General features: G+C 30.5%; 22 protein-coding genes. 1 reads left to right on the top strand and 21 read right to left on the bottom strand.

Going from position 1 to position 24149, the window contains the following annotated elements; translation table 11 throughout:
- Positions 1–56: 56 nt before the first annotated feature.
- The 21 genes from Q1A60_RS10015 to Q1A60_RS09915 form a co-directional block, all read right to left on the bottom strand.
- On the bottom strand, positions 57–1847 hold the full coding sequence (locus tag Q1A60_RS10015; RefSeq protein WP_299764740.1) for a hypothetical protein: 1791 nt from the start codon (positions 1845–1847) through the stop codon (positions 57–59).
- 5 nt (positions 1848–1852) lie between these two features.
- On the bottom strand, positions 1853–3124 hold the full coding sequence (locus Q1A60_RS10010; protein WP_299764742.1) for an oligosaccharide flippase family protein: 1272 nt from the start codon (positions 3122–3124) through the stop codon (positions 1853–1855).
- Positions 3108–4205, bottom strand: coding sequence for a hypothetical protein (locus Q1A60_RS10005; RefSeq protein ID WP_299764744.1), 1098 nt, complete (start codon positions 4203–4205; stop codon positions 3108–3110). The genes Q1A60_RS10010 and Q1A60_RS10005 overlap by 17 nt, the downstream gene beginning before the upstream one ends.
- Complete coding sequence (locus Q1A60_RS10000; protein ID WP_299764746.1) at positions 4202–5434, bottom strand: hypothetical protein; 1233 nt, start codon at positions 5432–5434, stop codon at positions 4202–4204. Before Q1A60_RS10000 ends, Q1A60_RS10005 begins: the two co-directional genes overlap by 4 nt.
- A gap of 21 nt (positions 5435–5455) precedes the next feature.
- Positions 5456–6541, bottom strand: coding sequence for a nucleotidyltransferase family protein (locus Q1A60_RS09995; RefSeq protein WP_300007632.1), 1086 nt, complete (start codon positions 6539–6541; stop codon positions 5456–5458).
- A gap of 96 nt (positions 6542–6637) precedes the next feature.
- The gene (locus Q1A60_RS09990; RefSeq protein ID WP_299764750.1) at positions 6638–7258 is read right to left on the bottom strand and encodes an acetyltransferase; all 621 of its coding nucleotides are present in this window, start codon (positions 7256–7258) and stop codon (positions 6638–6640) included.
- 4 nt (positions 7259–7262) lie between these two features.
- Positions 7263–8402 carry a LegC family aminotransferase gene (locus tag Q1A60_RS09985; RefSeq protein WP_299764752.1) on the bottom strand — a complete coding sequence of 380 codons (1140 nt, stop codon included), beginning with the start codon at positions 8400–8402 and terminating at the stop codon, positions 7263–7265.
- A gap of 3 nt (positions 8403–8405) precedes the next feature.
- Entirely contained in the window at positions 8406–9596 is a 1191-nt protein-coding gene (locus Q1A60_RS09980; protein ID WP_300007630.1) for a UDP-N-acetylglucosamine 4,6-dehydratase, read from the bottom strand.
- Positions 9593–10801, bottom strand: coding sequence for a UDP-N-acetyl-D-mannosamine dehydrogenase (gene wecC, locus Q1A60_RS09975; RefSeq protein ID WP_299764756.1), 1209 nt, complete (start codon positions 10799–10801; stop codon positions 9593–9595). Before wecC ends, Q1A60_RS09980 begins: the two co-directional genes overlap by 4 nt.
- 4 nt (positions 10802–10805) lie before the next feature.
- A complete protein-coding gene (gene wecB, locus Q1A60_RS09970) occupies positions 10806–11924 on the bottom strand; it encodes a UDP-N-acetylglucosamine 2-epimerase (non-hydrolyzing) (protein WP_299764758.1) in 1119 nt (372 codons plus the stop codon).
- A 170-nt stretch (positions 11925–12094) separates the two neighbouring features.
- Entirely contained in the window at positions 12095–13216 is a 1122-nt protein-coding gene (locus Q1A60_RS09965) for a hypothetical protein (protein ID WP_299764760.1), read from the bottom strand.
- Positions 13209–14414 (bottom strand): hypothetical protein, encoded by a 1206-nt coding sequence (locus Q1A60_RS09960; protein ID WP_299764762.1) that lies wholly within the window; start codon positions 14412–14414, stop codon positions 13209–13211. The genes Q1A60_RS09965 and Q1A60_RS09960 overlap by 8 nt, the downstream gene beginning before the upstream one ends.
- The gene (locus Q1A60_RS09955; RefSeq protein WP_299764764.1) at positions 14414–14941 is read right to left on the bottom strand and encodes an acyltransferase; all 528 of its coding nucleotides are present in this window, start codon (positions 14939–14941) and stop codon (positions 14414–14416) included. Before Q1A60_RS09955 ends, Q1A60_RS09960 begins: the two co-directional genes overlap by 1 nt.
- A 117-nt stretch (positions 14942–15058) precedes the next feature.
- A complete protein-coding gene (locus Q1A60_RS09950) occupies positions 15059–15979 on the bottom strand; it encodes a hypothetical protein (protein ID WP_299764766.1) in 921 nt (306 codons plus the stop codon).
- 2 nt (positions 15980–15981) lie between these two features.
- Positions 15982–17424 carry an MBOAT family O-acyltransferase gene (locus Q1A60_RS09945; protein WP_299764769.1) on the bottom strand — a complete coding sequence of 481 codons (1443 nt, stop codon included), beginning with the start codon at positions 17422–17424 and terminating at the stop codon, positions 15982–15984.
- An 11-nt stretch (positions 17425–17435) separates the two neighbouring features.
- On the bottom strand, positions 17436–18296 hold the full coding sequence (gene rfbD / locus Q1A60_RS09940; protein ID WP_299764771.1) for a dTDP-4-dehydrorhamnose reductase: 861 nt from the start codon (positions 18294–18296) through the stop codon (positions 17436–17438).
- A 4-nt stretch (positions 18297–18300) separates the two neighbouring features.
- Complete coding sequence (rfbC, locus tag Q1A60_RS09935) at positions 18301–18852, bottom strand: dTDP-4-dehydrorhamnose 3,5-epimerase (RefSeq protein WP_299764774.1); 552 nt, start codon at positions 18850–18852, stop codon at positions 18301–18303.
- Entirely contained in the window at positions 18853–19707 is an 855-nt protein-coding gene (gene rfbA, locus Q1A60_RS09930) for a glucose-1-phosphate thymidylyltransferase RfbA (RefSeq protein WP_299764776.1), read from the bottom strand. It lies immediately after the preceding gene.
- Entirely contained in the window at positions 19704–20750 is a 1047-nt protein-coding gene (rfbB, locus tag Q1A60_RS09925; protein WP_299764982.1) for a dTDP-glucose 4,6-dehydratase, read from the bottom strand. Before rfbB ends, rfbA begins: the two co-directional genes overlap by 4 nt.
- On the bottom strand, positions 20750–22027 hold the full coding sequence (locus Q1A60_RS09920) for a nucleotide sugar dehydrogenase (protein ID WP_299764778.1): 1278 nt from the start codon (positions 22025–22027) through the stop codon (positions 20750–20752). The genes rfbB and Q1A60_RS09920 overlap by 1 nt, the downstream gene beginning before the upstream one ends.
- A 5-nt stretch (positions 22028–22032) precedes the next feature.
- Positions 22033–23031: an SDR family oxidoreductase gene (locus tag Q1A60_RS09915; RefSeq protein WP_299764780.1), complete on the bottom strand. Its 999-nt coding sequence runs from the start codon at positions 23029–23031 to the stop codon at positions 22033–22035.
- Between the two features lie 184 nt (positions 23032–23215).
- Between Q1A60_RS09915 and Q1A60_RS09910 the strand changes: the two genes are divergently transcribed.
- Complete coding sequence (locus Q1A60_RS09910) at positions 23216–24097, top strand: hypothetical protein (protein ID WP_299764782.1); 882 nt, start codon at positions 23216–23218, stop codon at positions 24095–24097.
- The last annotated feature ends 52 nt before the right edge of the window (positions 24098–24149 follow it).

Here is a 24149-nt window from a genome sequence, read left to right as displayed (position 1 = left end):
TATTATGACTATAAACTTTTCTTTAATGATTACTCCTTCTCTAGAATAAACTTATTTTAACGTTTACTCATTTTAAATTCATTATATAAAATTCTTAAACGTCTTTCAATATCTCCATAGCTATCATTATGATACTTTGTAAATAAAGGTTTTTGTGGAGAGGTAATATCGTACTCTCTAAGGTTTTCTATAATATTTTTTAATTCTATTAACTGTTTTTTTGATAGTAATAATTCTTGACTAATTAAAGTTTTCAAAATACGTGCACTAATAAGTCCTCTTTCTATAGCTTTTAACCTCAGAGATGATGTTAAGTAATCACTAGTACCAATTCTTTTATTCCAATATGAGTAAATACTGTTTTTTGGTTCCGCATGATAATATAAAGAATAATCCAGTCTATTCCCATCTGTTGCATCCCAAGTAGAGCCTGCATGATCTGCAAAAGCATACCAACTATAGCCTTCATATTGATAAGCAACTGCAATCATAGGATAGTATCTAAATTTATATAAAGGAGATGATTTACCTGTTTCTACACTATACATCCATTTTTCACCTGATTTATTTTTTAAAGATTTATATACTGATTGCGGCTCTACTTCAAAGGCCTTATACTTCTTAAGTTCAGGCAATTGTATATGAGGCATATGGATATCTATACCTGATAACATTTTCACAGATTTGCTATCTGATAAATATCCATAAGTAATAAGTGTCTTAAAATCAGGTAATTCGTTTTCTATAAATACAGCAAGGTCTTGTAATTGAGCTAGTGTATATTTTTTATCTGATCTTTCAAAACCAGCCAATTCATCAGCAAGATAAATACTAATTTGATCAGGATTAGTAGAGGGGAATTTATTCTTTAAATCTTCAAAAGTTTTTAATACTAAATGTTTATATGCCTTTTTCCATGGAATTGTGAAAGGTTTAATATAACCTCCTGTTTTTAAAGGAGCAATTTTATCATATCTATTATCCCAAAATAATAAAATATTTCCTCCTTTTTTTATCCATGGATACGCAGTATTTCTAAAACCAGTTGATGAAGCTGTAGTAAGATCTATAGAAGTAAGTGCGTTTCCTTGTTTATCGAAATAAATAGTAGGTACATAATTAACCTGTAAATCACTAAGTCCTGTTTGAATCCATGTTTCTACAGGCATATCATTACTTGATAAATTCACATAATTAAATATAACACTTGGTAAAGTATTTAATGCATCTTTTTTAGTCTTTAGTACTCTTACAGGAAACAGAATATCTTTACTACTCTTATCAAGTATATCGTAGATCGAAAAAGCTACCATATCATCTAAAGGTTCTGCTGCTTCTAATTCTATAAAAAGCTGTACAGCCTCATTTGGTTCTTTATTAAACACAAAACTATTTGAACTTTTTTGAGGTAATGCATATAAAGCATCTGGTATATATTCAAGCTCTTTTTTATATGCATTCCCTTCTACATACCAATTACTTATTGGTATAATCCTAAATACTTTAAAATATGAAAATCTATTATCATTCAATTGTATTTTATAAACACCATTTTTATTAGGTTCTGCTTTTATGGTTATTGATAATACCAATCGTTCTCCTAATAAAACGGTTTCAACATGTGAGACATCTTCTTTAATACTATTTATAGGGGCCGTATATTCACCTTTATTATATTTCAGAATTTCAAGATCACGTGAGATTGGATATGTTTTAGTTACTTTTTTCTTTAATGGTTTAGACTTATCTATTTGACTATCAAATACTTTTTGAGAAGCGCAGGCATTAAACAAGAAGATAATTATAAACACAAAAATTACTTCGGAAACAAACAATTTAATTTTCATCTTATTTATAGTATTAACTTTTTAAATCTTATATGAAAATATGTTAGAAGTGTAATTAAAATAGAAATAGAAATCATAGAATATAACATAATATCTATTGAAAAGAACCTAATCGAAATATAAGAAGTGATTCCAACTAGTATTGCTGAAATAAGGTTTATAATATTAAGTGTTTTTGTTTTACCTAATGATAATAAAAGAGAGATATTAATAGAATTTAAACTTCTAAAAAACCATGCTATTAATAATAATTTTAAAAACCACAAAGAACTATCAAATTTTGATGAATAAAAATAATTAATTAAAATAGGCAATGTGATATACATTAATAATAATATCAAAATTGATAAGCCAAAAAGTAAAATATTATATTTTGAATAAATGGATCTTAACACTTCTTTACTTTCTAGATGTTTAGAAAAATAAGGTGTAGAAACCTGAACTATAGTTCCTTGAACCATACTCAATCCTGTAATAAAAATTGTCGCAAAGCTATATTGACCGATTAACTTAGGATTTTCTGCCATTAAAAAACTTAATATAATAATATCCATATGGATTGTAAGATTCCCAAAGATATTTGCGCCTAGTCCGTGTAAACCTATTTGAAACTGTTCTCTAATCTTAAGATTAAATTCTTCAATTTTAGCTTTAAGTTTAATTTTAAAAATCCTTTTTATATAAATTATATTTAAAAGAAGGCTAAAAAATAAACCTACCCATAATCCGTGCATAAAACCATCAATCCCATACCAATAAGTAAACAATACTATAAAACCAAGAGAAGTGATTTTAGAAATAAGTAAGAGTTGTGCATACTTTTTAAATACACGTGCTGCTTGGAAATATGCAGTAAAAACAGCAATAACTGCATTTAAAATAATTACAAATGAAAAAACAAAAAACAACTCTTTTAGAGCATTAATGTTAGTAGTTAAATTAAAATAATTAAGTATTAAAAATAAAAACCATAAAAAGAAAGAACCAATTAATACAGCATATAATGATGTCCTAAAAATATCTTCTTTACGAAAATCATTTTTTGGATTTGCACATAAAATTAATGTAGAAGTACTAAATCCAAAACCAGCTAAAATTCCTAAAATTTGAATATAACTTTGGAATATTTTTATAAAACCTAACTCTTCCTCTGTTAAAAATTTTGCAACTAAAAGTTGAGATCCAAATGCTACTAGTGCAAATAAAAAATTTGCAATAAGAACATGGAAAAAACCTTTATTCCAAACATTCAAAAAAATATTATAAATCTTTTTCAAGTTTTTTTAAATTTGAATTAAAATTTGTTTCAAATCGATACTTTTCTAAAATGCTTTTCTTTATATCGCTTTTTTCCTTTATATCCGTACGCATTTTTCCTGTGATCATTCCTTCCATTCTAATAGCAATGTCCTTGGTTTTCAGAGGTGTTAATACTAATTTAAATCCAAAATAATGCTCAAGATAACGATAAGGTTCAATATCACTTATTATGATATCTTTTTCATTTATTAGCGGTTCAAAAACTGTATTTGATATTTGATCATATTCAGCGATTTGTAAGCCACAGTCCATTTTCCCCCATAAAAGATTGAACTCTTCTGTTGAATAAAACTTATCCTTTTTGAGTAATATTACATAAGAGCTCAAATCATATTTATCTATAAGATTTAATACATTTTTTTTAAATGCTATATCTACTACATTACCTTCCCAGAAATAAATTTTAAAATTTAACTTATTTTTTTCCTTAAGGATGTTGGCCGCCTCTATTACAAGGTCATGTCTACTAGATTTTGTAAAAGATTTTGGGTAGTAAAAATTATATGTATTATTGTCAATTTTATCGAGGATCTTTTTTAAATCACGATCAGGACTATCAATATCTAAAAAGTAATCATTGACCATTCCCAAAGCATTCACTTGTACTTTATTTTTAATTTTTCCTTTAAAAATATTAGCTGTACCAAACCAATTACAATTAATAATAGTGAAATTACTTACCATTATTTTTTTGAATATACCCATAAAACTTTTCTGCATTATTGATCTAGGTAAATCTTCACTCCAGATATGGAGTATTGCATGAGATTTCTTTTTCTTAAATAGTAAAATAAAATATAATAGATACATTAATCTACCCCCTCCCATTAACCATATTACATCATAAGATTTAATATGTTTCAGTAGATAATTAATCCTTTTTGGTGTAGAAAAAAAGTTTATCTTTTCATACTTCTCTATTAAGAAATCATTTGTATGATAATAAAAATCAAGACTGTGAGATATATCTGTTTCAAAATAATCCAAAAAAGGTTTTATATTATGTCCATACCCTGGACCTATCATTGCAATTTTCATAATAAGGATTGTGATTGGATGTCTTTAAGTTTATCAGTTTTATTATGATAGTCTATGATTAATAATAATGTAAATAAGACAAGATTTTGAACATAAAAAAAGAAAGAAGATGGTATTGCAAAAATATAACCTACAACTATAAGAGTGCATATAGTTAAACTAATAAAATCTCTTTTCTTATTAAGGAATAACGTTTTAATTAAATATCTTAATGTAAACAAAACAAAAAACATCAAAAAGATCAGGCCGTAAAACAAAAGTATAAATACAAATTCGTTATCTGTCTGATGAGCAATTTCTCCAAAAAATTCTTTTCCCCAACCTATCAATAAATAGCCAGGTTCTTTTGTAAGTGCAACATCCACTAATTCTCCCCAATTATCCACTCGTGCTGTAAAAGAACGATTACTGGTTCCCTCTGTAAACACTAAGCTTACTCTTTCTAAATTTGCGCTATTCTTTTTTGCATAATAACCACCTATGCCTATAAATAAAAACAATATGGCAACTAATGAAAATCCCTGTTTAATACTAGTTACTTTTTTGCTATAAAAATAAATAAGGAAAATAAAAGAAATTATCATACAAACAACACCTGTTCTAGAAAGTGAAGAAGCTATAATAAACATTGTCATTAAAATAAAAACAATATTTTTCTTTGTCATTTGATTTTTGTTAAATAAGTAATTCGATAGAAATAATACAAACATAAAAACTCCAAAAATAGCATGCTGTCCTGGACCAGGAGTCAGTCCTTTACTCCTATAAGAAGAATGCCAGTGCTGGGTAGCCCAATAGTTAGTCTTTACAAATTGGTAAATAGAAGAGCTAGATGTTTGTAGATAAAAGAACTCTAATAAAGACACAAAGAAATCAATGCTCACTATGATACTAAGAGGCATAAGTAAATCTTTGATTTTAAAATCTTTAAAAAATGGTAACATGAGAACCATATAAGTAGGAAGTAATAATCTTCCTAATTCTGTAAAATCTTTATAATTTGCAGGTACAATAGTAAAGAAACGAAACATTGTAAAGAATGAAACAAACATGAAACCAAATAGAAAAACTCTAGCTATAAAATTAGACTTAACAATTTTTAAATTAAAAAAAAATAAAATTGCATAAATTAAAATTGAAGAAAAGTAAACTCTATAATCATTTGCCTGAGGCAAAAGAAAAATAAGGAGTATAAACAACTGAACTTTTCTAATTTTTAAAGATTTCATTTTATAGAAATTATAATTCAATTAAAAGCTAAATCCCTCAAAACCAAGTTTCGTAGAAGTCTTGTTATACTCATCCCATTGACCTACATCCATCCAAGACCCTTCACTAATTGGAAAAACACCAACTTTTCTCTTTTCTTCTAGTAGTTTTTCTATAAGGTGAGTTATATGAAAAAATTTATTCTCAGGTATCTCGTTAATAAGATGTGGTTCTACTATATAAAATCCTGTGTTAATTTGAAAATTAAGCTCTGGTTTTTCTTGTAGTGCTTCTAAAACTCCATCACTAGAGGTCTCTAAAGTACCGTAAGCAATTGGATAATTTTTTATAGCAGAAACCATTGTCAATTCATTATTATTTTCTTTATGATATTTATATATAGCGTCATAATCATCATTAATTAAGATATCACAATTAGAAACAAAAAAAGGTGAATTAATTTTTCCTTTCAAAAGATGAAGACTCCCCGCTGTTCCTAATGGTTTTGTTTCTCTAAAAAGTTCTATCTCATATGATTTATCTTTTATGTCGTTAAAATAAAATTGTATCATATCTGCTTTATAGTTTACTGATACAAAAAAATTATTACAACCTACATTTTGAAAGCGATCAATTATATGTTCTATCATACTACTTTCTCCTAAAGGAATAAGAGGTTTAGGTATAACATGTGTTAAGGGTCTCATTCGAGTACCGTAACCGCCAGCCATAATAACAACTGGTAAGTTTAGATTAATATCTTCTGTAAGATTATTATTTATAAACAAATCTTCCCAAAAGTATACATCATCAAGATGGTTATTTACTCCTACTGCAGGAAGAATTTCCATCCTAAAAGATTTCATTAGTTTTTTAACTTCTTCTAAAGGTGTATTTAAACTCACCACCTTAGTATTAGTTCTTAAGACCTGAGAAACAGGAATATTTAAATCTTTTTTATTAAGAATTGCTCTTTGGATGTCACCTATACTAAGGATATTTAGAAAAAAGTCATCTTGAAATACCAAAAGTGACTTTCTATCGACATCATCCATATGCTTCATGGCATTAATCAAAGTAACTGAGCTATCAATACTAATAGATTTTATTCTTTTATCCTTCATCATTTAGGTTTAAATTACTTTAATAATAGCAACTAATGAATTATTATTTTCTTTATGGGATTACATTTAATTGAGTATTATCACCAATTATAGCTTCTCTTATAACTTCCTAGAAGGGTTACCTACAACCTTTGTATTACTTGGAACATCTTTTAACACAACAGTTCCAGAGCCTATTATTACATTATCTCCTATAATAACTCCTGGATTTATAACTGAATTAGCTCCTATAAAAGACTCATTACCAACAGTTACGGCACCCGTTAAGACAGCATTTGGAGCTATATGACTATAATCCCCTATAACTACTTCATGTTCAAGTACAGCACCTGTATTAATAATACACCCTTTTCCTATTGTAGAATACGCATTTACAATAGCACCAGGAGCAATATATGTAGAGTTACCAATTTCTATTCTTGATGATAAAATAGCTGAATTGTCGAATATTACTGTTTGAGATAATTGATTATCATCAAAGGTACTTATAATTTTTTTTCTTAAAATATTGTCACCTATTGTTGGAAAAACAAAAGCTGATGCTACAATAGATTTTAAATCTACATCTTTTTCATAACCTAAATATGGAATGCTAAAAAAATCAGAAGTAGGATTCTTAATCTTATCAAAATATCCTAAAACGTTAAATGATTCTTTTTTAAGCGTATCAAGAACGACATAAGAATGTCCTGAGTAACCAAAAATATAGATGTCCTTCATTATTTTATAATATCACTCCACTAGGGATATTAACAATTCTTTCTTCTAAAAACAAAGCATTCTCTTGTTTATCTCGTTGACAATTTTCATACATAGGTAGTTTAAACATAAGTTGCCAAATAGGCCTTGTCATAACTCCTTTTGAATTTGTGAATTTCAAAAACTCATCTCTTTCTTTTTTATTATCTAAAAGAACACTCATCAACCAATAATTCCATTTGGTATCTTCTGGTATTTCTACAATTTGTAGTCCAAAATCAACAAGGTTATTTTTATAAACGTCATATAAATTTCTTTTCTTAGTAAGAATTTCTTGAAATTTTTCCAGTTGGGCACAGACTAAAGCTGCATTTATGTTAGGCATTCTATAGTTATAACCTAGTTCATTATGAACGTATTCCCAAGGGTGAGGTTCTTTTGCTGTAGTAGTAAGATGTTTCGCTTTCTGAGATAATTCTATATCATTACTTACAATAGCACCACCACCTCCTGCTGTAATTATTTTATTCCCATTAAAACTAAATCCAGATACTAAGCCAAAACTACCAGATGATTTTCCCTTATAGGAGCTACCTAATGATTCTGCCGCATCTTCAACAACTGGAATATTATAAAGATTACAAATATTTACAATTTCATCTATTCTACACATAAAACCAAATGTATGCATAGGCATACAAGCCGCTATACGTTTTCCTGAAAATTTATTAAAAGTCCCTGTAGGTTTTACTTCGGCAAATTCTTCTAAAAATGATTTAAGAGCTACTGGTGAAAGCCCCATAGTGTCTCTATCTACATCTACAAAAACAGGAGCTGCACCTGCATAAACGATAGCATTTGTGGTTGCAACAAAGGTTAGTGCTTGTGTTATTACTTCATCACCTGCAGAAACTCCAGATAATCTTAAGCTTACATGCAAAGCAGAAGTTCCATTTACTACTGCTGTAGCTTTTTTAGTCTGTGTAAATTCAGCAAATTCTTCTTCGAAACGATTTACATATGGTCCAACAGAGGACACAAATGTGGAATCTATACAATCATTAAGATATATTTTTTCATTACCAATAAAGACTGGAGGATGAAGAGGTATAAAATCTTTACTTTTAAAATTTTCTTGTATAAAGTCAATAAATTTCTCATCCATAAACTACATCTTACTATCTAAAAACTTTCCTAAATCTTTATGTCCAAAATTTGGAATTAATTTATGAAACAAATTAACAATTTCTACTCTTGTCCACCTACCCTCTTCTTTCATATGATTAATTTTTTCATCAAAAAGATCAATCAAATGCTCATCATATATTGCTTCATTTTTTATAACTCCAAGCTTTGAAAAACGTTCTAAATCAAGAACCTCTTCATCTGTAAAAAATTCTTCGAAGCTTTTCTCTCCCGTAGTATCACTTTTAGAAAAATAACAAGGCCATTTTTTTTCTTCTGGAAGGCTAGACATTAAAGCACGAGCCTCATCTTCATTCTTACATAAAAAAGGCTCATATCCTAATTGAGTAAGATATTTCACCGCAATGTCTGCAAATGAAATTAAGTGTAAATTATCATCAAGCTTTGGAAAAAAGATATCTCTATTTTCTCCAAATATACAAGACATAAGACATAGTTCTCCTGATTCTTTAGGGACTACAAAATATCGTTTGACATCTAAAGGAGCTACTATTGGTTGTTTTTTCTTAATCCGTTGATCAAAACCATGAAGTAATGATCCATCAGAAAAAGCTACGTTTGCAAATCTTGCTGTAGATATCTTTATATCATTACTATACTTCATCAAATACATTTCCATAATACGCTTAGAACCACCCATCATATTAACTGGATTTGCGGCCTTATCTGTAGAAACGCAAAAGTATTTTTTTACATTTTTAGCAATGGATTGTTTAAGAGTCTTCTCTGTATTAAAAATGTTTACATTAATCATCCGCATTAATGTAAAAGGATCTTTCTCACTTCTCACATGTTTTAATGCAGAAAGATTTAAGACATAATCATAGTTCCCATCTTGATTTATAAATGTATCATATTCTCTTGATCCAATGTCTAAAGAAAATGTCTGAAAATCGCCTTCAATATATCCTAAAGAACTACGAATATCTCTAACTAACTCTACAAGGTTATTTTCACTTATATCTACAACATGTATTTTTTTAGGATTGCGCTTAAAAATTTCTTTAGTAACTGCTTGTCCTATTGTCCCTGCGCCTCCAAGAACTAAAAATGAACTTTTACTTACTATTTCTTTTAGAATTTGTTGATGATTTTGAATGTCTTCAACAAACAATTCTTCTTTTCTGCCAATTAAATTAAGTATATCCATCATTTTATAACTCCAGCAAAATCTAAAATAATTTTATTAGAATCCTTTGGTAAGGATTTAAATTCATCATGCGCTACTAAATATACAACGATATCTGCTTTCGCGAAAGCATTATTATGATCTGTTAGCTTAAATACTTTATGTTCTTTAATATTTGGTTCTACGATATAAAACTCTTCATCATTTGCATCTTGTAAAACTTTTTGAGCAATATATTTTGCAGGGGACTCTCTTAAATCATCAATATTAGGCTTAAAAGCTAAGCCCATGATTGCTATTTTAGGTTTTCTTCCATGATCTAATTGGAATTGTAATTTGGCATTTTTCACTTGTTCTGCACACCAGAAAGATTTGTAATTATTGATCTCTCTTGCTTTACCAATAATTTGAGACTCCATAGGAAAATCTGCTACAATAAAATAAGGATCTACGGCAATACAATGTCCTCCTACACCACAACCTGGTTGTAATATATTAACACGAGGGTGCTTGTTTGCAAGATTAATAAGATCCCAAACATTAATATCTGCTTTTGCGCAAATAAGAGATAACTCATTTGCAAACGCAATTTGCACATCTCTAGAAGAGTTTTCTACTAGTTTACACATCTCTGCAGTTCTAGCATTTGTAGGATGTAATTCCCCTTTTACATAGCTACTATAAAAAGCAATTGCTTTTTCTGTACTAGCAGCATTCACACCTCCAATAACACGATCATTATGTACAAGCTCATACATTACATTACCTGGTAAAACACGCTCTGGGCAATAGGCAATAAATAATGAATCTTTTAACTCTGGACGTTCTGTATAGATCAAATCCATCATTTTCTCTGTAGTTCCTACAGGCGAAGTAGATTCTATGATATACAAATCTCCTTTTTTCAATAAAGGTAATATCCCTCTAGTAGCTGCTTCTACAAATGATATATCAGGTTCATTCTTATCTTTAAAAGGAGTTGGAACTACAATTAAATAATTATTAGCTTCAACTGCTTTTACGTCTGCTTTAAGAAATCCTCCTTTTACAGCTTTTGCTACAGCCTCATCTAATTCTGGTTCAACAATGTGTATCTCACCTCTATTTATTGTTTCTACAACATTTGGATTGATATCTACCCCATGAACGTTTACTCCATTTGAAGCGATTAAAGCTGCTGTTGGAAGACCTATATATCCTAGGCCAATCATTACTACTTCTGGTTGCATGTAATTATTTTTGATTTTTAATAAATTCTACGACACGTTCACAAGCCTTACCATCTCCATACGGATTATGTAATTTACTCATTTTAGTAAAGCGATCTGGATTATTAAGTAAATCTAAAGTTTCTGAAACAATTAAATCTTTATCTGTTCCGACTAAAATTACCGTTCCAGCATCTACTGCTTCTGGTCGTTCTGTAGTATCTCTCATAACAAGTACCGGTTTTCCTAAACTAGGAGCCTCCTCTTGTACACCACCACTATCTGTAATGATGAGTTTTGATCTGTTCATTAGCCATATGAAATCTTGGTAAGCCAAGGGATCTATAAGCATGATATTATTTACGTTTGCAAGAATGCGCTTTACAGGCTCTTGCACTTTAGGATTAAGATGTACAGGATAAATAATAAGATGATTAGGCTTTTGAATAGCAATCTCTTTTAAAGCTTCACAAATTCTAACAAATCCATCGCCATGGTTTTCTCTACGGTGCCCCGTAACTAGAAGCACTTCTTTATCTCCTATTTTTACATCAAGATCTTTAATAAGATCACTAGGATCATTATTAACTTTATTAACGCTTTCTAACAATGCATCAATTACCGTGTTCCCAGTAACTACGATTTGATGTGATGGTATATTTTCTTTAAGTAAATTACCTTCAGAAGTAACAGTTGGAGCAAAGTGAAAATCTGCTATACGTCCAGTTACTTGTCTGTTTATTTCTTCAGGAAATGGAGACCATTTATCATTTGTACGAAGCCCAGCCTCTATGTGACATACTTTAGATTGATTATAGAAACCTGCAATACTCGTAGCCATTGTTGTCGAAGTATCCCCATGCACAAATACATAATCTGGATCAAAAGATTCCAGAACTGGTTTCATTCCAGTAATAATATCTGCTGTAAGTGAATAAAGGTTTTGACCTGGTTTCATTAGATTAAGATCAAAATCAGGAACGATATCAAAAAAATCTAAAACTTGATCCAGCATTTCTCTATGCTGTGCTGTTACACATACTTTAGTATTAAATATTGCTGGATTTTTTTGAAATGCCTTTACAAGTGGCGCCATTTTTATGGCTTCAGGGCGTGTGCCAAAAACTATTAGAACTTTTTTCAAATCTATTAAAATTGGTTATTTACAAGCTAAAATAAGGGGGTGCAAATATATAGCTTTTCAATTTTAAAAACTAATTTTTAAAAACGAGTGTAAACGCAACTTTACCACACACACAAAACCCTATAAACCAAATGCTTAAATTAAAATCACCACAATTAAGTTACAGAAATTTAATTTGTATTAAATATTTTTTTAATGCTAATATCAAAATATGGAATATCTTCTCCATTTCTTAAAGCTTTTTTCTTAATAGAAGCGAGTATATCTTTATTTACAGACAACATTTTAACCTCTTCTAAAAGCCCTTCAACATCATCATATGCTAGTCCAATAGCAACTTCCTGATCTATGAGTTTTTGAGCACTCATAATCTCTTTATTGACAATAATACCTATCCCTGTTTTTAAAGCATCTCCCCATTTATTAGAGGCTGCATATCTATTAATCTCAGAAATAGGGTCATAATAAGTAAACACAAAATCTGATGCATAATACGAAGCTAATGCCTCTTCATTAGATACTTCTCCCAGATATTGTACATTTTCCTTATTTGAGAGCACAATAGCCTCTTCGCAGTCTAACTTACCTGACATAATAAAACCTACATCATATTCTTTTAAAGAATCACATAATTCTAAAACAATAGCAATACCCCTACTTTTTGAAAGCCAACCATTAATATTAATTGTTAATGAGAACTTCTTCCATTCCTTATTATCATATATATATTTAGCTTCCTTTAACACTTTTTCACTTGGGACATTTTCAACTAAGAAGAATTTTTTAGAGTTGAAGTTATAACGTTCAAAAGAGGGTATGATATGTTTATAAACAAGCTTCGAAGTGAAAAACTCTAATGTTTTGACGATGAATCGAAGCATCTTATTTTTGATCAACATAGAAAAACGATCTGCGTCATCAAAACATAATGTATAGCCTTTAATCACACTAGGCAACAGTAAAGGAAATGCACTCTCAAACCCTAAAGCCCACACTACATCATTTTTTTTTATTTTAAATCCATAAAAAAAAACATTAATCATCCATAATGCATATAAATAACTTCTACCGCTACCGTAGCCACCTCCTTTTAGAAGGATTTTTTTTTTAATTGGGAAATCTAGTCTATGTTCTATACATTCTCCAGAAAGACGCTCCCATGCAATATGCGTAATTTGAGGACATTTGGTTTCAAATAAAAAGAGTGCTAATTTATAAAGCCTTGTTCTTAAGGATAAAGAAGATAGCGGTGCAACAATTATAACATTTGATTTTAATGTAGTATCAGACAACTGCTTTCTTATTTAGAATACGTTTTATATATATATTTGAAACAACAAATCTTGATATCCAGTTTATCAATGATAAAACTGAAATAATTTGCGCTGTAAATATACCTGAAAATAAAAACAATGCAACTACAATAGAAATCAAATATAAGGCAGTAAATATTCCGAAATATCTAGCAACTCCTAATAATTCAGATTTATTGGCATATAAACCTACATAAACAGAATTTGTAACGTAAATACCTCTAATAAAACTTACGCCAGATAAAGTTAAAATCAAGGAAAAATCAAAATCAAGTATATCTATATCTAGGTAATATTTAAGAAATAAAACCCCTACTACAGAAGATATCAACGTATTAAAAATAGAAAAAAGGAGCACTCTGTTAAATAACAACTTATAACTTTTATAAGATTTTGAATTTGATTCTCTAATAATTTTTGGACCTAAATAAAAACCTAAAAAGCCATTTAAACTTAATGCAATCGGAGTAATAACAGCAAAATATTTAAACAAATGTGCAGAAGCAACTTCATCTCCGTAGAGATTAATTAAAAATTGTTCTCCATAAATTGCTAACAATAAAGTAATAGAAGTGATTAAAAATGCTCTAGACAGCCCCTCTGCTTCATTAACCGAGATATTATTAGTAAGGTTTTTATTATTTTTTGAGATATATCCTTTAAAAAAAAAGATGAAAACTATTGTTAGACTAAAGGCAATAATAAAGCATAAAAATATATCATGAACGAAGTTACTCAGTAATAAAAGTAGAATAAAAAATTTCCAAAAGTTTTTTGAAAATTGAGATTTCCATAAATTATTATTTGCTCTAGACGCTGCTGTATTATAATTCATAAGTCCATACAGTACAATACCTAAGAAAATTAAAAAAGCATTTCCCCAAGAATAATCTTTTACAAAAAAGATTATCAATGTACTACACAACGAGACAACTAAAGCTCTTGTAAAAAATCTCTTAAAGTGAATTTTAATTAATTTAGGATCTCTTAATAAAACTTGATCATATCCTAAAAGTGTGAATGAACCAATTAAAATAATAGTAGACTTATAAAATGACCAATTTGCAACACTAGAAATATTGTACTTTTTTATGATTACAATTTCAATTATGAGAAATGACAGTAAACCAATACCATATATGCCAAATGAAACTAATAAATCTATCTTCTTTTTCATTAATCTAGAATCCTTCGATTTATCGTTTTTTGAGCTGGATTCCCAGTATATACACCATACGGTTCTGTATTTTTTGTAAGTATTGCACCTGCTCCAATGATCGATCCTTCAGCTATATGAGTCACAGAAGGTAATATAATTGAACCCGCACCTATCCATACATAATCATCAACTTCTAGTGATGAAAAAATAATAGGGTTCAGTTTCCAGTTTTTATGGCCGTCATGAATTTGATGATTATGGGTAAAAATCTTAACACCTTCAGAAATAGCAATTTTATCGCCCATTATAATACCTCCTGAATAATCAATATATGTATCTGCTCCTATATTTACTTCTCCTTTACAAAGAAAATGAGCATCTTTATTTGAATGTGCCACCGAAATGATTACTTTTTCACCGACATATAGTTCTGGAGAACGATAATATGTTTGATATAAAAACCACTTAACCCTCCTAAAACCTCTTACATTAAATAATGGAGAGTTTCTAACTAATAGAATTAATAATTTGATGATTTTCCTCAAGTTTATAAGCTATTTTCAGGTGTTGAATATAATCATATTATCTTTTAAAGATATAGTCTTTAAATAGATAATAGTGTAAGAATATACTTCTAAATTTTAATATTTGTAGCATGTTGGTTATTGTGATAATTTCAATTCTTCTATAAGCTTATTATTAAAAATCTTTGCTCCTTTTTGATTAAGGTGATGTCTATCATAGAAATAAGTAGTGTCAAGAGATATTATTTTATTAAAATCATGATATCCTCCATAGATATTCATTAAAGATTCAAAATCTAACTGTTTAGAAATGCTAGTATATAAAGGTTTAGTAATTGGTACATACACTAAATGATACGTAATACCTTTGTCTTTTAATAGCGTAATTATGTCATCAAACGCTTTTAGCTGTATTTTTTTAAATTCAAAATCTGTGATAATGTACTGATTCCCTCGATAGATAGTATCATTACTTTCTACATAACCACCTGGAATATATACTTTATTACCGAATGTACTCTCTTCTTTATATGTCGATTTTTTCTTAAAAATATCTTCAAGACTAGAATATATCAATGCATTACTCACATTTACATCTTTCAGTTTTAAGGTCAAAGTTGCCGATTGCAGATCTACAAAATCATTAGAAATTATATCCACAGTAGATTCTATTCCTTCAATTGCAAAGATAAAAGGTGATACCTGTAATACAACTTCTTTAGGGTTTACTTTGTCTAAATAACGGTTTAATAAAAACTTAGTTTGTAAAGGTGTTTGTGCACTCGTACCTAAATTAAACGAATGAATCCCTTTTTCTTTATATATACGAGTATCAAAACCGCGATATGCATGAGAACTCCCTAAAAACAAAACATCAACATTAGAAACTGTCTTAACTTCATTAAGCCGAGTACATGTATATCCGCCTATATTCCTAGTAGATTTTAAATTAGGTTTTAAAAAAGAAGGCATTATTTCACCAAAAACAAAAATTCCAATACAGTAAAAAACTATAGCAAAAGGAATAAATAATAGTATGTCTTTAATAAACCTTTTCATAATTAAAACTGAAAATATATAAATGGTATTTCATCCGTATTTGTATACATCCCAATAAAGAATAATAATAACGCGTAAAAAGACCATCGCATAATTTTGTGCTTTTTATATAGTATATATTTAATAGCATATGGTGCTTCTCTTCCTTTCCATTCTATCATTAGTAGTAAGGTTATAAAAAACAAAACTACACTAAGACTTCTTATATCTGCAAAGTTAGGCACACTAAATAGAGATTTTGAAAATAAATGAGTTATATATTCAAAAGCACTATTTAAGTTTTTTGCTCTAAAAAATATCCACCCAATAGAAACTACAGAAAAAGTAGTTATAATCTTAAAAATACACACAACCTTATCAATAATAGTTACGCTTTTTTTCACTTGACCTTTGCTTGCAAAAAAATAGGTTATTAAATACATAACAGCATGATACCCCCCCCAAATAATGAAAGTCCAAGATGCTCCATGCCAAAAACCACTAATAACAAAAACTATAAGTATACTACGAATAAACCCTATCGTAGAACTTCTTCTTCCTCCTAATGGAATATATACATAATCTCTAAACCATGTAGAAAGCGAGATATGCCATCGCCGCCAAAACTCTATGATAGATCTCGAAAAATAGGGCGTGGCAAAATTTTGTTTAAGATTAAAACCAAATAGTCTAGCTACTCCAATAGCTATATCGGAATACCCAGAAAAATCTGCATAAATCTGAAACGAAAAAAATAAAACTCCTAAAACTAGTGAACTACTAGTATAGTCTGTAGTATTTGAGAAAGCAAGGTCAGCATATCGAGCACAATTATCTGCTATCACCATTTTCTTAAAGAAACCCCAAAGAATTTGTTTTAAACCATCAACACCCTCATCGTAAACAAAATTACGTTTTCTTTTAAACTGCGGGAGTAAATGCTTCGCCCTTTCTATCGGTCCTGCGACCAGTTGTGGAAAGAAACATACAAATGCTGCGAAAGCAAAAAAATCTGTTGTAGGTGAAATCTTCTTCTTATACACATCTACACTATAAGATATTGTTTGAAACGTATAAAAACTGATACCAACAGGCACTATAATCTGTAAACTTGTAGCAGAAAATTCTTTTCCAAAAAGAGAGAATGCATTCACAAAATTATCAAGAAAGAAATTATAGTATTTAAAAAAACCTAAAATCCCAATATTGGTAAGAATACTCACCCATAATAAGGCCTTACGCTTTTTCTGTAAGTCCTGTTTTTCAAGAGCTATTCCAATAAAAAAATCAACTAAAGTACTTGTCGCTATAAGAAACAAAAAACGCCAGTCCCACCAACCATAAAAGAAATAGCTAGCAACTATAATAAATATGTTTTGAAGCTTTATAGATTTATATACGACTCCCCAATAGATTAAAAATACTATAGGCAAAAACAGTACAAAATCTATAGAGTTAAATAGCATATGTTTTTAAATCATTTTTTTAGTGCCTCTTCCCAAAAAGGGCAATAAACTTCAAATGTTTTTTTAATTTTTGTACAATCCAAGATACTATACTTTGGCCGTTTTGCAGCTGTAGGATATTCTTTAGAACTAACAGGCATCACTTTTACATCTAATTTTGAGTACTTAAATATTGCTTTCGCGAAAGCGTACCAAGTCGTAATTCCTGTATTACTGTAATGATATACTCCCTTAGATACATCATCTAATTGAGGTATTAGTCGAAGAATTGCTCTAGCTAAATCATTTGCAAATGTTGGAATACCATGCTGATCATTAACCACAGAAATGTTACTTCGTTCAATACCTAATCGCAACATCGTTTTATAAAAATTGTGTCCATAATCACTATAAAGCCAAGATGTTCGTACAATAGCGTAGGTAAGATTTTCTATACCCTGAATAGCAATTTCTCCTGCCAATTTTGATTTCCCATAGACAGTTTGGGGATTTGGGGTACTTGTTTCTGTATACGGAATACTTGAATTTCCATCAAAAACATAATCTGTAGAAATATGAATCAATGTAATCTTATGATTAGCACATAATGTGGCTAATGAATGTACAGCCTTTTCATTAAGTAAATATGCTTCTTCCTCATTTGTTTCTGCCGCATCTACAGCTGTATATGCAGCTGTATTTATTATAATATCAGGCTGATAGGTTTGTATCGCTTCTTTAATAGCATTTTCAGAAGTGATATCTACCATCATTTTTGAGGCAAATATGTAATCGTATTCGGTAAAATCAAGAGATACTGCTTTTAAAGCATTTCCTAACTGACCATTTGCTCCAGTAATCAGAATTTTTTTATGTGATGTTTGAAGACGCATTGCCTTACAACTGAGATTTTAAGGTTTCGAAACTTGGAAGTTTTTGGTCTTTTTCCGATAAAATTAATGCTGTTTCATCAAGTTGCCAATCAATTCCTAAGCTAGGGTCATTATACTTAAGCCCTCTCTCACTTTCTTTATGATAATAGTTATCGCATTTATAAAAAAAAGTAACATGATCACTTAATACTAAAAAACCGTGCGCAAATCCTCTAGGAATAAAAAGTTGTGTTTTATTTTCTGCAGAAAGGATAATAGAAAATGAATGTCCAAACGTAGGCTCTTCCTTGCGTAAGTCTACAACAACGTCTAGTACTTTTCCGCTTAACACACGTACGAGTTTTGCTTGCGCCTTTTCACCAATTTGAAAATGTAATCCTCTTAAAACACCATAGGTAGATTGTGACTGGTTATCTTGTATAAAATGTGGAGACAGCCCAGTTTTAGCCTCAAAAACCTTTGCGTTATAGGACTCATAAAAATAACCTCGCTTATCTTCAAAGATAGATGGTTTACAAATCATCAAATCTTTAAAAGAAGTCTTTTTTACTTCCATTTATAACGTATTAATATAATTTGCATAATTCCCTTTACCATATCGTTTTGCACTCTCTTTTAAGGTGTCATAGGTAATCCAAGACATTTTATAAGCAATCTCCTCAAGACAACTGATCATCGTACTTTGATTACGCTGTAATACTCTTATAAATTCTGTAGCATCATCAAGCGCATCTACCGTTCCTGTGTCAAACCAAGACATCCCTCGACTCATAACAACTACATCTAATTTACCTTTAGAAAGGTAAGCCTGATTTATTGCTGTGATTTCTTTTTCTCCCCTAGCCGATGGTTGAATCGATTTTGCTATTTCGACTACATTATTATCGTAAAAGTAAAGTCCAGGCACTGCATAGTTAGATTTGGGAGAACTCGGTTTTTCTACAATACTTGTTGCTTTGTTATTTTCATCAAAAGTAACCACACCAAATCGTTCAGGATCACGCACAGGATACGCAAATATTGCACCTCCATCTACCTCAACCTTACTTTGTAATAATTTACTAAGCCCATTTCCATAAAAAATATTGTCGCCTAAAACAAGAGCTACCTTGTCTGTACCTATAAACTTTTCTCCGATAATAAAGGCTTCGGCGAGTCCATTGGGCTTAGCTTGTACTTCGTATTGAAACTCACAGCCTAAAGCAGATCCATCTCCTAAAAGCTTCCTAAAAGAATCTTGATCTTCGGGTGTAGTAATGATCAATATTTCACGTATTCCAGCGAGCATCAATACTGAAATAGGATAATAAATCATAGGTTTATCATATACGGGGAGTAATTGTTTACTTACCGCAATAGTGAGAGGATATAAACGAGTACCTGCGCCTCCTGCTAAAACAATTCCTTTCATGATTGATACATTTTTGTATAATAGTCTTGATAATCACCCGATGTAACTTGTTCTAGCCACGTCTTATTGTTTAAATACCAATCTATAGTTGCTTTTAATCCTTCTTCAAAAGTAACAGAAGGTTTCCAACCTAATTCTTTATTAATTTTTGAAGCGTCTATTGCATAGCGTTTGTCATGGCCAGGACGATCTTTAACATATGTAATGAGGGATGCTGAAGTGCCACGCTTTCGCGAAAGCGTATCATCCATCATGTCACATAATAAGTGTACTAGATCTATATTTTTCCACTCATTAAAACCACCTATATTGTACGTCTCTCCTACTTTGCCTTTATGCAAAATCGTATCAATTGCAATGGCATGATCTAGTACATATAACCAATCTCGCGTATAATTGCCATCACCATATACAGGTAATGGTTTCATCTCTAAAATATTATTAATAAATAATGGAATCAATTTTTCCGGAAAATGATTGGGTCCATAATTATTAGAACAATTGGATATAATAAAAGGGAAATTATACGTTTCGCCATATGCTCTTACAAAATGATCAGAACTTGCTTTTGAAGCAGCATACGGAGAGTTAGGGCTATAGGAAGTCTCTTCTGTAAAGAGTCCATCTGCTCCTAAAGATCCATACACTTCGTCCGTACTAATATGATAGAATAAATTATTTTCTGTATCTTCTTTCCAAATAGATGTACAGGCATTGAGCAGATTCATTGTCCCTATAACATTTGTTCTCACAAAAGCTAAAGGGTCTTTGATAGAGCGATCTACATGGGATTCTGCGGCAAGATGTACTACTTTATCAAATCTATAGGTTTCAAAAAGCGTTTGAATATGACTTGCATCAGTAATATCTGCTTTAAGGAAGGTATAATTTGGAGCTTGATCTATATCAGTTAAGTTTTCTAAATTTCCCGCATACGTTAAGGCATCTAAATTATAGATATGGTATTCTGGATAGGTCATTACGAGCCTTCTTACTACATGCGATCCAATAAAACCAGCACCTCCCGTAACTAATATCTTCATCATAACTTCCCGTTTACCGATTCTAATACTCCTTTTACATCATAGATGATAGCATTCTCTTTTTTAAATGAGGTAATATCTATTTCAGAAAACTTTTTATGTGCTACTGCATGAACAATGGCGTCAAACTTAGTAGTAGGTATTGTAGTAATAGCTTCTAGACCATACTCATGTTTTACTTCTTGAGGATTCACCCATGGATCATATACCGTTACGTGTACTCCATATTCCTTCAGATCTCTAATAACATCTACTACCTTCGTATTACGAACATCTGGGCAGTTTTCTTTAAAGGTGATTCCGAGTACTAGCACTTGAGCACCATTTACTTTAATATCATTTTGAAGCATTAACTTCACCACTTCAGACGCGACATAAGCACCCATGCTATCATTCAACCTTCTTCCAGCTAAAATAATTTCTGGATGATACCCTAATTCTTGTGCTTTTTGAGCCAGATAATAAGGATCTACGCCTATACAATGCCCGCCTACTAATCCTGGTTTAAAAGGCAAGAAGTTCCATTTTGTTCCTGCTGCAGCTAAGACATCTTGTGTATCTACGCCCATGAGATTAAATATTTTTGCCAACTCATTGACAAAAGCAATATTAATATCACGTTGAGAGTTTTCAATTACTTTTGCCGCTTCTGCGACCTTGATTGTTGGCGCTAAATGAGTTCCAGCAGTAATAACCGAAGCATATAGCGCATCTACTTTCTTTCCTATTTCTGGAGTACTGCCAGAAGTTACTTTCAATATTTTATCGACTGTATGTAACTTATCACCTGGATTAATACGTTCTGGAGAGTATCCTACATAAAAATCTTGATTAAATGTTAATCCGCTTACTTTTTCTAGTACAGGAACACACTCTTCTTCTGTAACACCAGGATATACAGTACTTTCATAGATGACAATATCTCCTTTTTTAAGTACGGATCCTATAGCTTCACTACTTTTATATAAAGGTGTTAGTACAGGCCTGTTATTCTTATCTATAGGGGTTGGAACTGTAATAATATAATAATTACAGTCTTCTAAATCTTTTAATGAACTCGTACAATAAAGACCATTACCCACTCCATCAGCATCTTTCAAAACCGATTTGAGTTCTTCTTGAGAAACTTCTAATGTTTTATCAACTCCTTGATTCAACTCCTGTATACGTTCTTCTTTTATATCAAATCCTACTACGTCATACGAAGTAGCAAATAGACGCGCCAAAGGTAATCCTACATATCCTAGCCCAATAATTGCTATTTTTATATCTGTCATATATGTTATTTTAAATGTTCCCAATACCAACTCATTGCTTCGTCTATTCCTTTGGCTAAGTCGTATTTTGGATCATACCCTACAAGAGAAACTGCTTTATGTATAGAAGCTAAAGAATGAGGTACATCACCTACTCTTTCTGGACCATACGTTATAGAAACATCATGTATGGCAGTATCGTATTGAGTTAATGTATTTTTTAATAATTCAGTTAATTCTTTAAGTGTGGTTCGTTCTCCATAGGCAACATTATAAACAGTATTCAAAGCTTCTGAATTTGTAGTAAGCATTGATTTTACATTCATTTCAATAACATTATCTATATATGTAAAATCTCTTGAAAAGGAACCGTCTCCGTTTATAACTGGAGATTCATGATCTATAAATTGTTTTATAAACTTAGGGATTACAGCGGCATATGCCCCATTTGGATCTTGTCTTCTCCCAAAAACATTGAAATAACGAAGTCCAATAGTATCTAAACCATACACTTTATAAAATACGTCTGCATATAATTCATTTACATATTTTGTAATCGCATAAGGAGATAATGGCTTCCCAATAATAGCTTCTTCTTTTGGTAGTATTTTAGAATCACCATACGTAGATGAACTTGCTGCATACACAAAGCGTTTTACTTTTTCATCTCTGGCCGCCGTAAGCATATTTAAAAACCCTCCTACATTCACATCATTTGTGGTGATCGGATCATTTATAGATCTAGGAACAGAACCTAATGCAGCTTGATGTAAAACATAATCCATAGAAGCTACAGCTCGTTTACAATCGTCAAGATTACGAATATCCCCCGTAAATAAGGTGAAGTTAGGATGATCAATAATTGTACTCAAATTCTTTTTATGACCCGTAGTAAAATTATCTAAACAGTGTACTACAGCTCCATGTTGTAATAGGTATTCACATAAGTTAGAGCCTATAAAACCTGCACCTCCAGTAACAAGAATTCTTGCGTTTTTTAATTTTCCTAAATCAATATGGGTCATATATATAATATTCAAGCAGTGCAAATATAAGACTTCTTAGCATGTACAAAGCATCATAAACGACAGTCTATAATACGTATTTTAAAATTTAAAATTGTCATTTAAAGTAAGGTTTTATCATAAACATATTCTAATACTCGATACATTATTTACCTTTACTATACATTACTTTTGAAATATACCTATGAAATTATTTTCCACTTTAGTTCTTCTAGTACTTACAGCAATACAATGCCAGCCTCAAGACTATGGAAAATTAGAGTATTGTATGACCTTACCTGATCTATTGGAAGAAAACTCAGGGATTTCAATAGCTCAAAACACATCATATCTATATGCTATTAATGATTCAGGAGGTGCAGCAACTATATTTTCTATACATCCTGATCATAAACAAATAGAGCAAGATATCACCATTTCTAATGCTCAAAATGTTGATTGGGAAGATCTTGCCAGTTTTGAAAACAATGTATTTATTGGTGATTTTGGGAATAATGAAAATGACCGAAAAGATCAAACCATATATTGGGTAGAAAACATAGATCAAATACAACCGGGTTCTTATACCGCTTTCGCGAAAACCACCACATTTACCTTTGAAGATCAAAAAAAATACCCGCCAAAAAAGAAGAATCACAACTTTGACGTCGAAGCCTTTTTTGTATACCAATCTCATTTTTATTTATTTACTAGAAATCGTATACCTCGTATGGAGTTTGATGGCACTACCAAAGTGTATAAGGTACCTATGAAAGAAGGCGCACAAACCGCTATACTCATTGACAAATTCAAAACATGTTCAGATCGCGATGATTGTCAGATCACAAGTGCTGCTATACATCATCAAACAGGTAAAATAGCATTATTAAGTTATAATAAAGTCTGGGTATTAGAAAATTATACAGGCGATCATTTCTTTTCTGGAGATATTCATAAAATTAAGTTAGACTACACCTCTCAAAAAGAAAGTATTACATTTAAAGATGCCACCACAGTTTATATATCTGAAGAAAGTTCTTCAAAAAAACAAGGAAATATATACACACTTAACTTAAAAAAATTCTAAAAGCACTGTTAGTATTAATTTTTAATGCCGACTCAATGTTCTAAATCAATCA

Origin of the sequence: uncultured Dokdonia sp. (genome assembly GCF_947492535.1) — a bacterium.
In the GTDB taxonomy this organism is placed as follows: Bacteria; Bacteroidota; Bacteroidia; order Flavobacteriales; family Flavobacteriaceae; genus Dokdonia.
This window is presented reverse-complemented; position numbering and strand designations above follow the sequence as displayed.

Coding starts and splice junctions, on each gene's coding strand:
- Q1A60_RS10015 (WP_299764740.1), bottom strand. CDS start 1,847: ATGAAAATTAAATTGTTTGTTTCCGAAGTAATTTTTGTGTTTATAATT.
- Q1A60_RS10005 (WP_299764744.1), bottom strand. CDS start 4,205: ATGAAAATTGCAATGATAGGTCCAGGGTATGGACATAATATAAAACCT.
- Q1A60_RS10000 (WP_299764746.1), bottom strand. CDS start 5,434: ATGAAATCTTTAAAAATTAGAAAAGTTCAGTTGTTTATACTCCTTATT.
- Q1A60_RS09995 (WP_300007632.1), bottom strand. CDS start 6,541: ATGATGAAGGATAAAAGAATAAAATCTATTAGTATTGATAGCTCAGTT.
- Q1A60_RS09990 (WP_299764750.1), bottom strand. CDS start 7,258: ATGAAGGACATCTATATTTTTGGTTACTCAGGACATTCTTATGTCGTT.
- Q1A60_RS09985 (WP_299764752.1), bottom strand. CDS start 8,402: ATGGATGAGAAATTTATTGACTTTATACAAGAAAATTTTAAAAGTAAA.
- Q1A60_RS09980 (WP_300007630.1), bottom strand. CDS start 9,596: ATGATGGATATACTTAATTTAATTGGCAGAAAAGAAGAATTGTTTGTT.
- wecC (WP_299764756.1), bottom strand. CDS start 10,801: ATGCAACCAGAAGTAGTAATGATTGGCCTAGGATATATAGGTCTTCCA.
- Q1A60_RS09960 (WP_299764762.1), bottom strand. CDS start 14,414: ATGAAAAAGAAGATAGATTTATTAGTTTCATTTGGCATATATGGTATT.
- Q1A60_RS09950 (WP_299764766.1), bottom strand. CDS start 15,979: ATGAAAAGGTTTATTAAAGACATACTATTATTTATTCCTTTTGCTATA.
- Q1A60_RS09945 (WP_299764769.1), bottom strand. CDS start 17,424: ATGCTATTTAACTCTATAGATTTTGTACTGTTTTTGCCTATAGTATTT.
- rfbD (WP_299764771.1), bottom strand. CDS start 18,296: ATGCGTCTTCAAACATCACATAAAAAAATTCTGATTACTGGAGCAAAT.
- rfbC (WP_299764774.1), bottom strand. CDS start 18,852: ATGGAAGTAAAAAAGACTTCTTTTAAAGATTTGATGATTTGTAAACCA.
- rfbA (WP_299764776.1), bottom strand. CDS start 19,707: ATGAAAGGAATTGTTTTAGCAGGAGGCGCAGGTACTCGTTTATATCCT.
- rfbB (WP_299764982.1), bottom strand. CDS start 20,750: ATGAAGATATTAGTTACGGGAGGTGCTGGTTTTATTGGATCGCATGTA.
- Q1A60_RS09920 (WP_299764778.1), bottom strand. CDS start 22,027: ATGACAGATATAAAAATAGCAATTATTGGGCTAGGATATGTAGGATTA.
- Q1A60_RS09915 (WP_299764780.1), bottom strand. CDS start 23,031: ATGACCCATATTGATTTAGGAAAATTAAAAAACGCAAGAATTCTTGTT.
- Q1A60_RS09910 (WP_299764782.1), top strand. CDS start 23,216: ATGAAATTATTTTCCACTTTAGTTCTTCTAGTACTTACAGCAATACAA.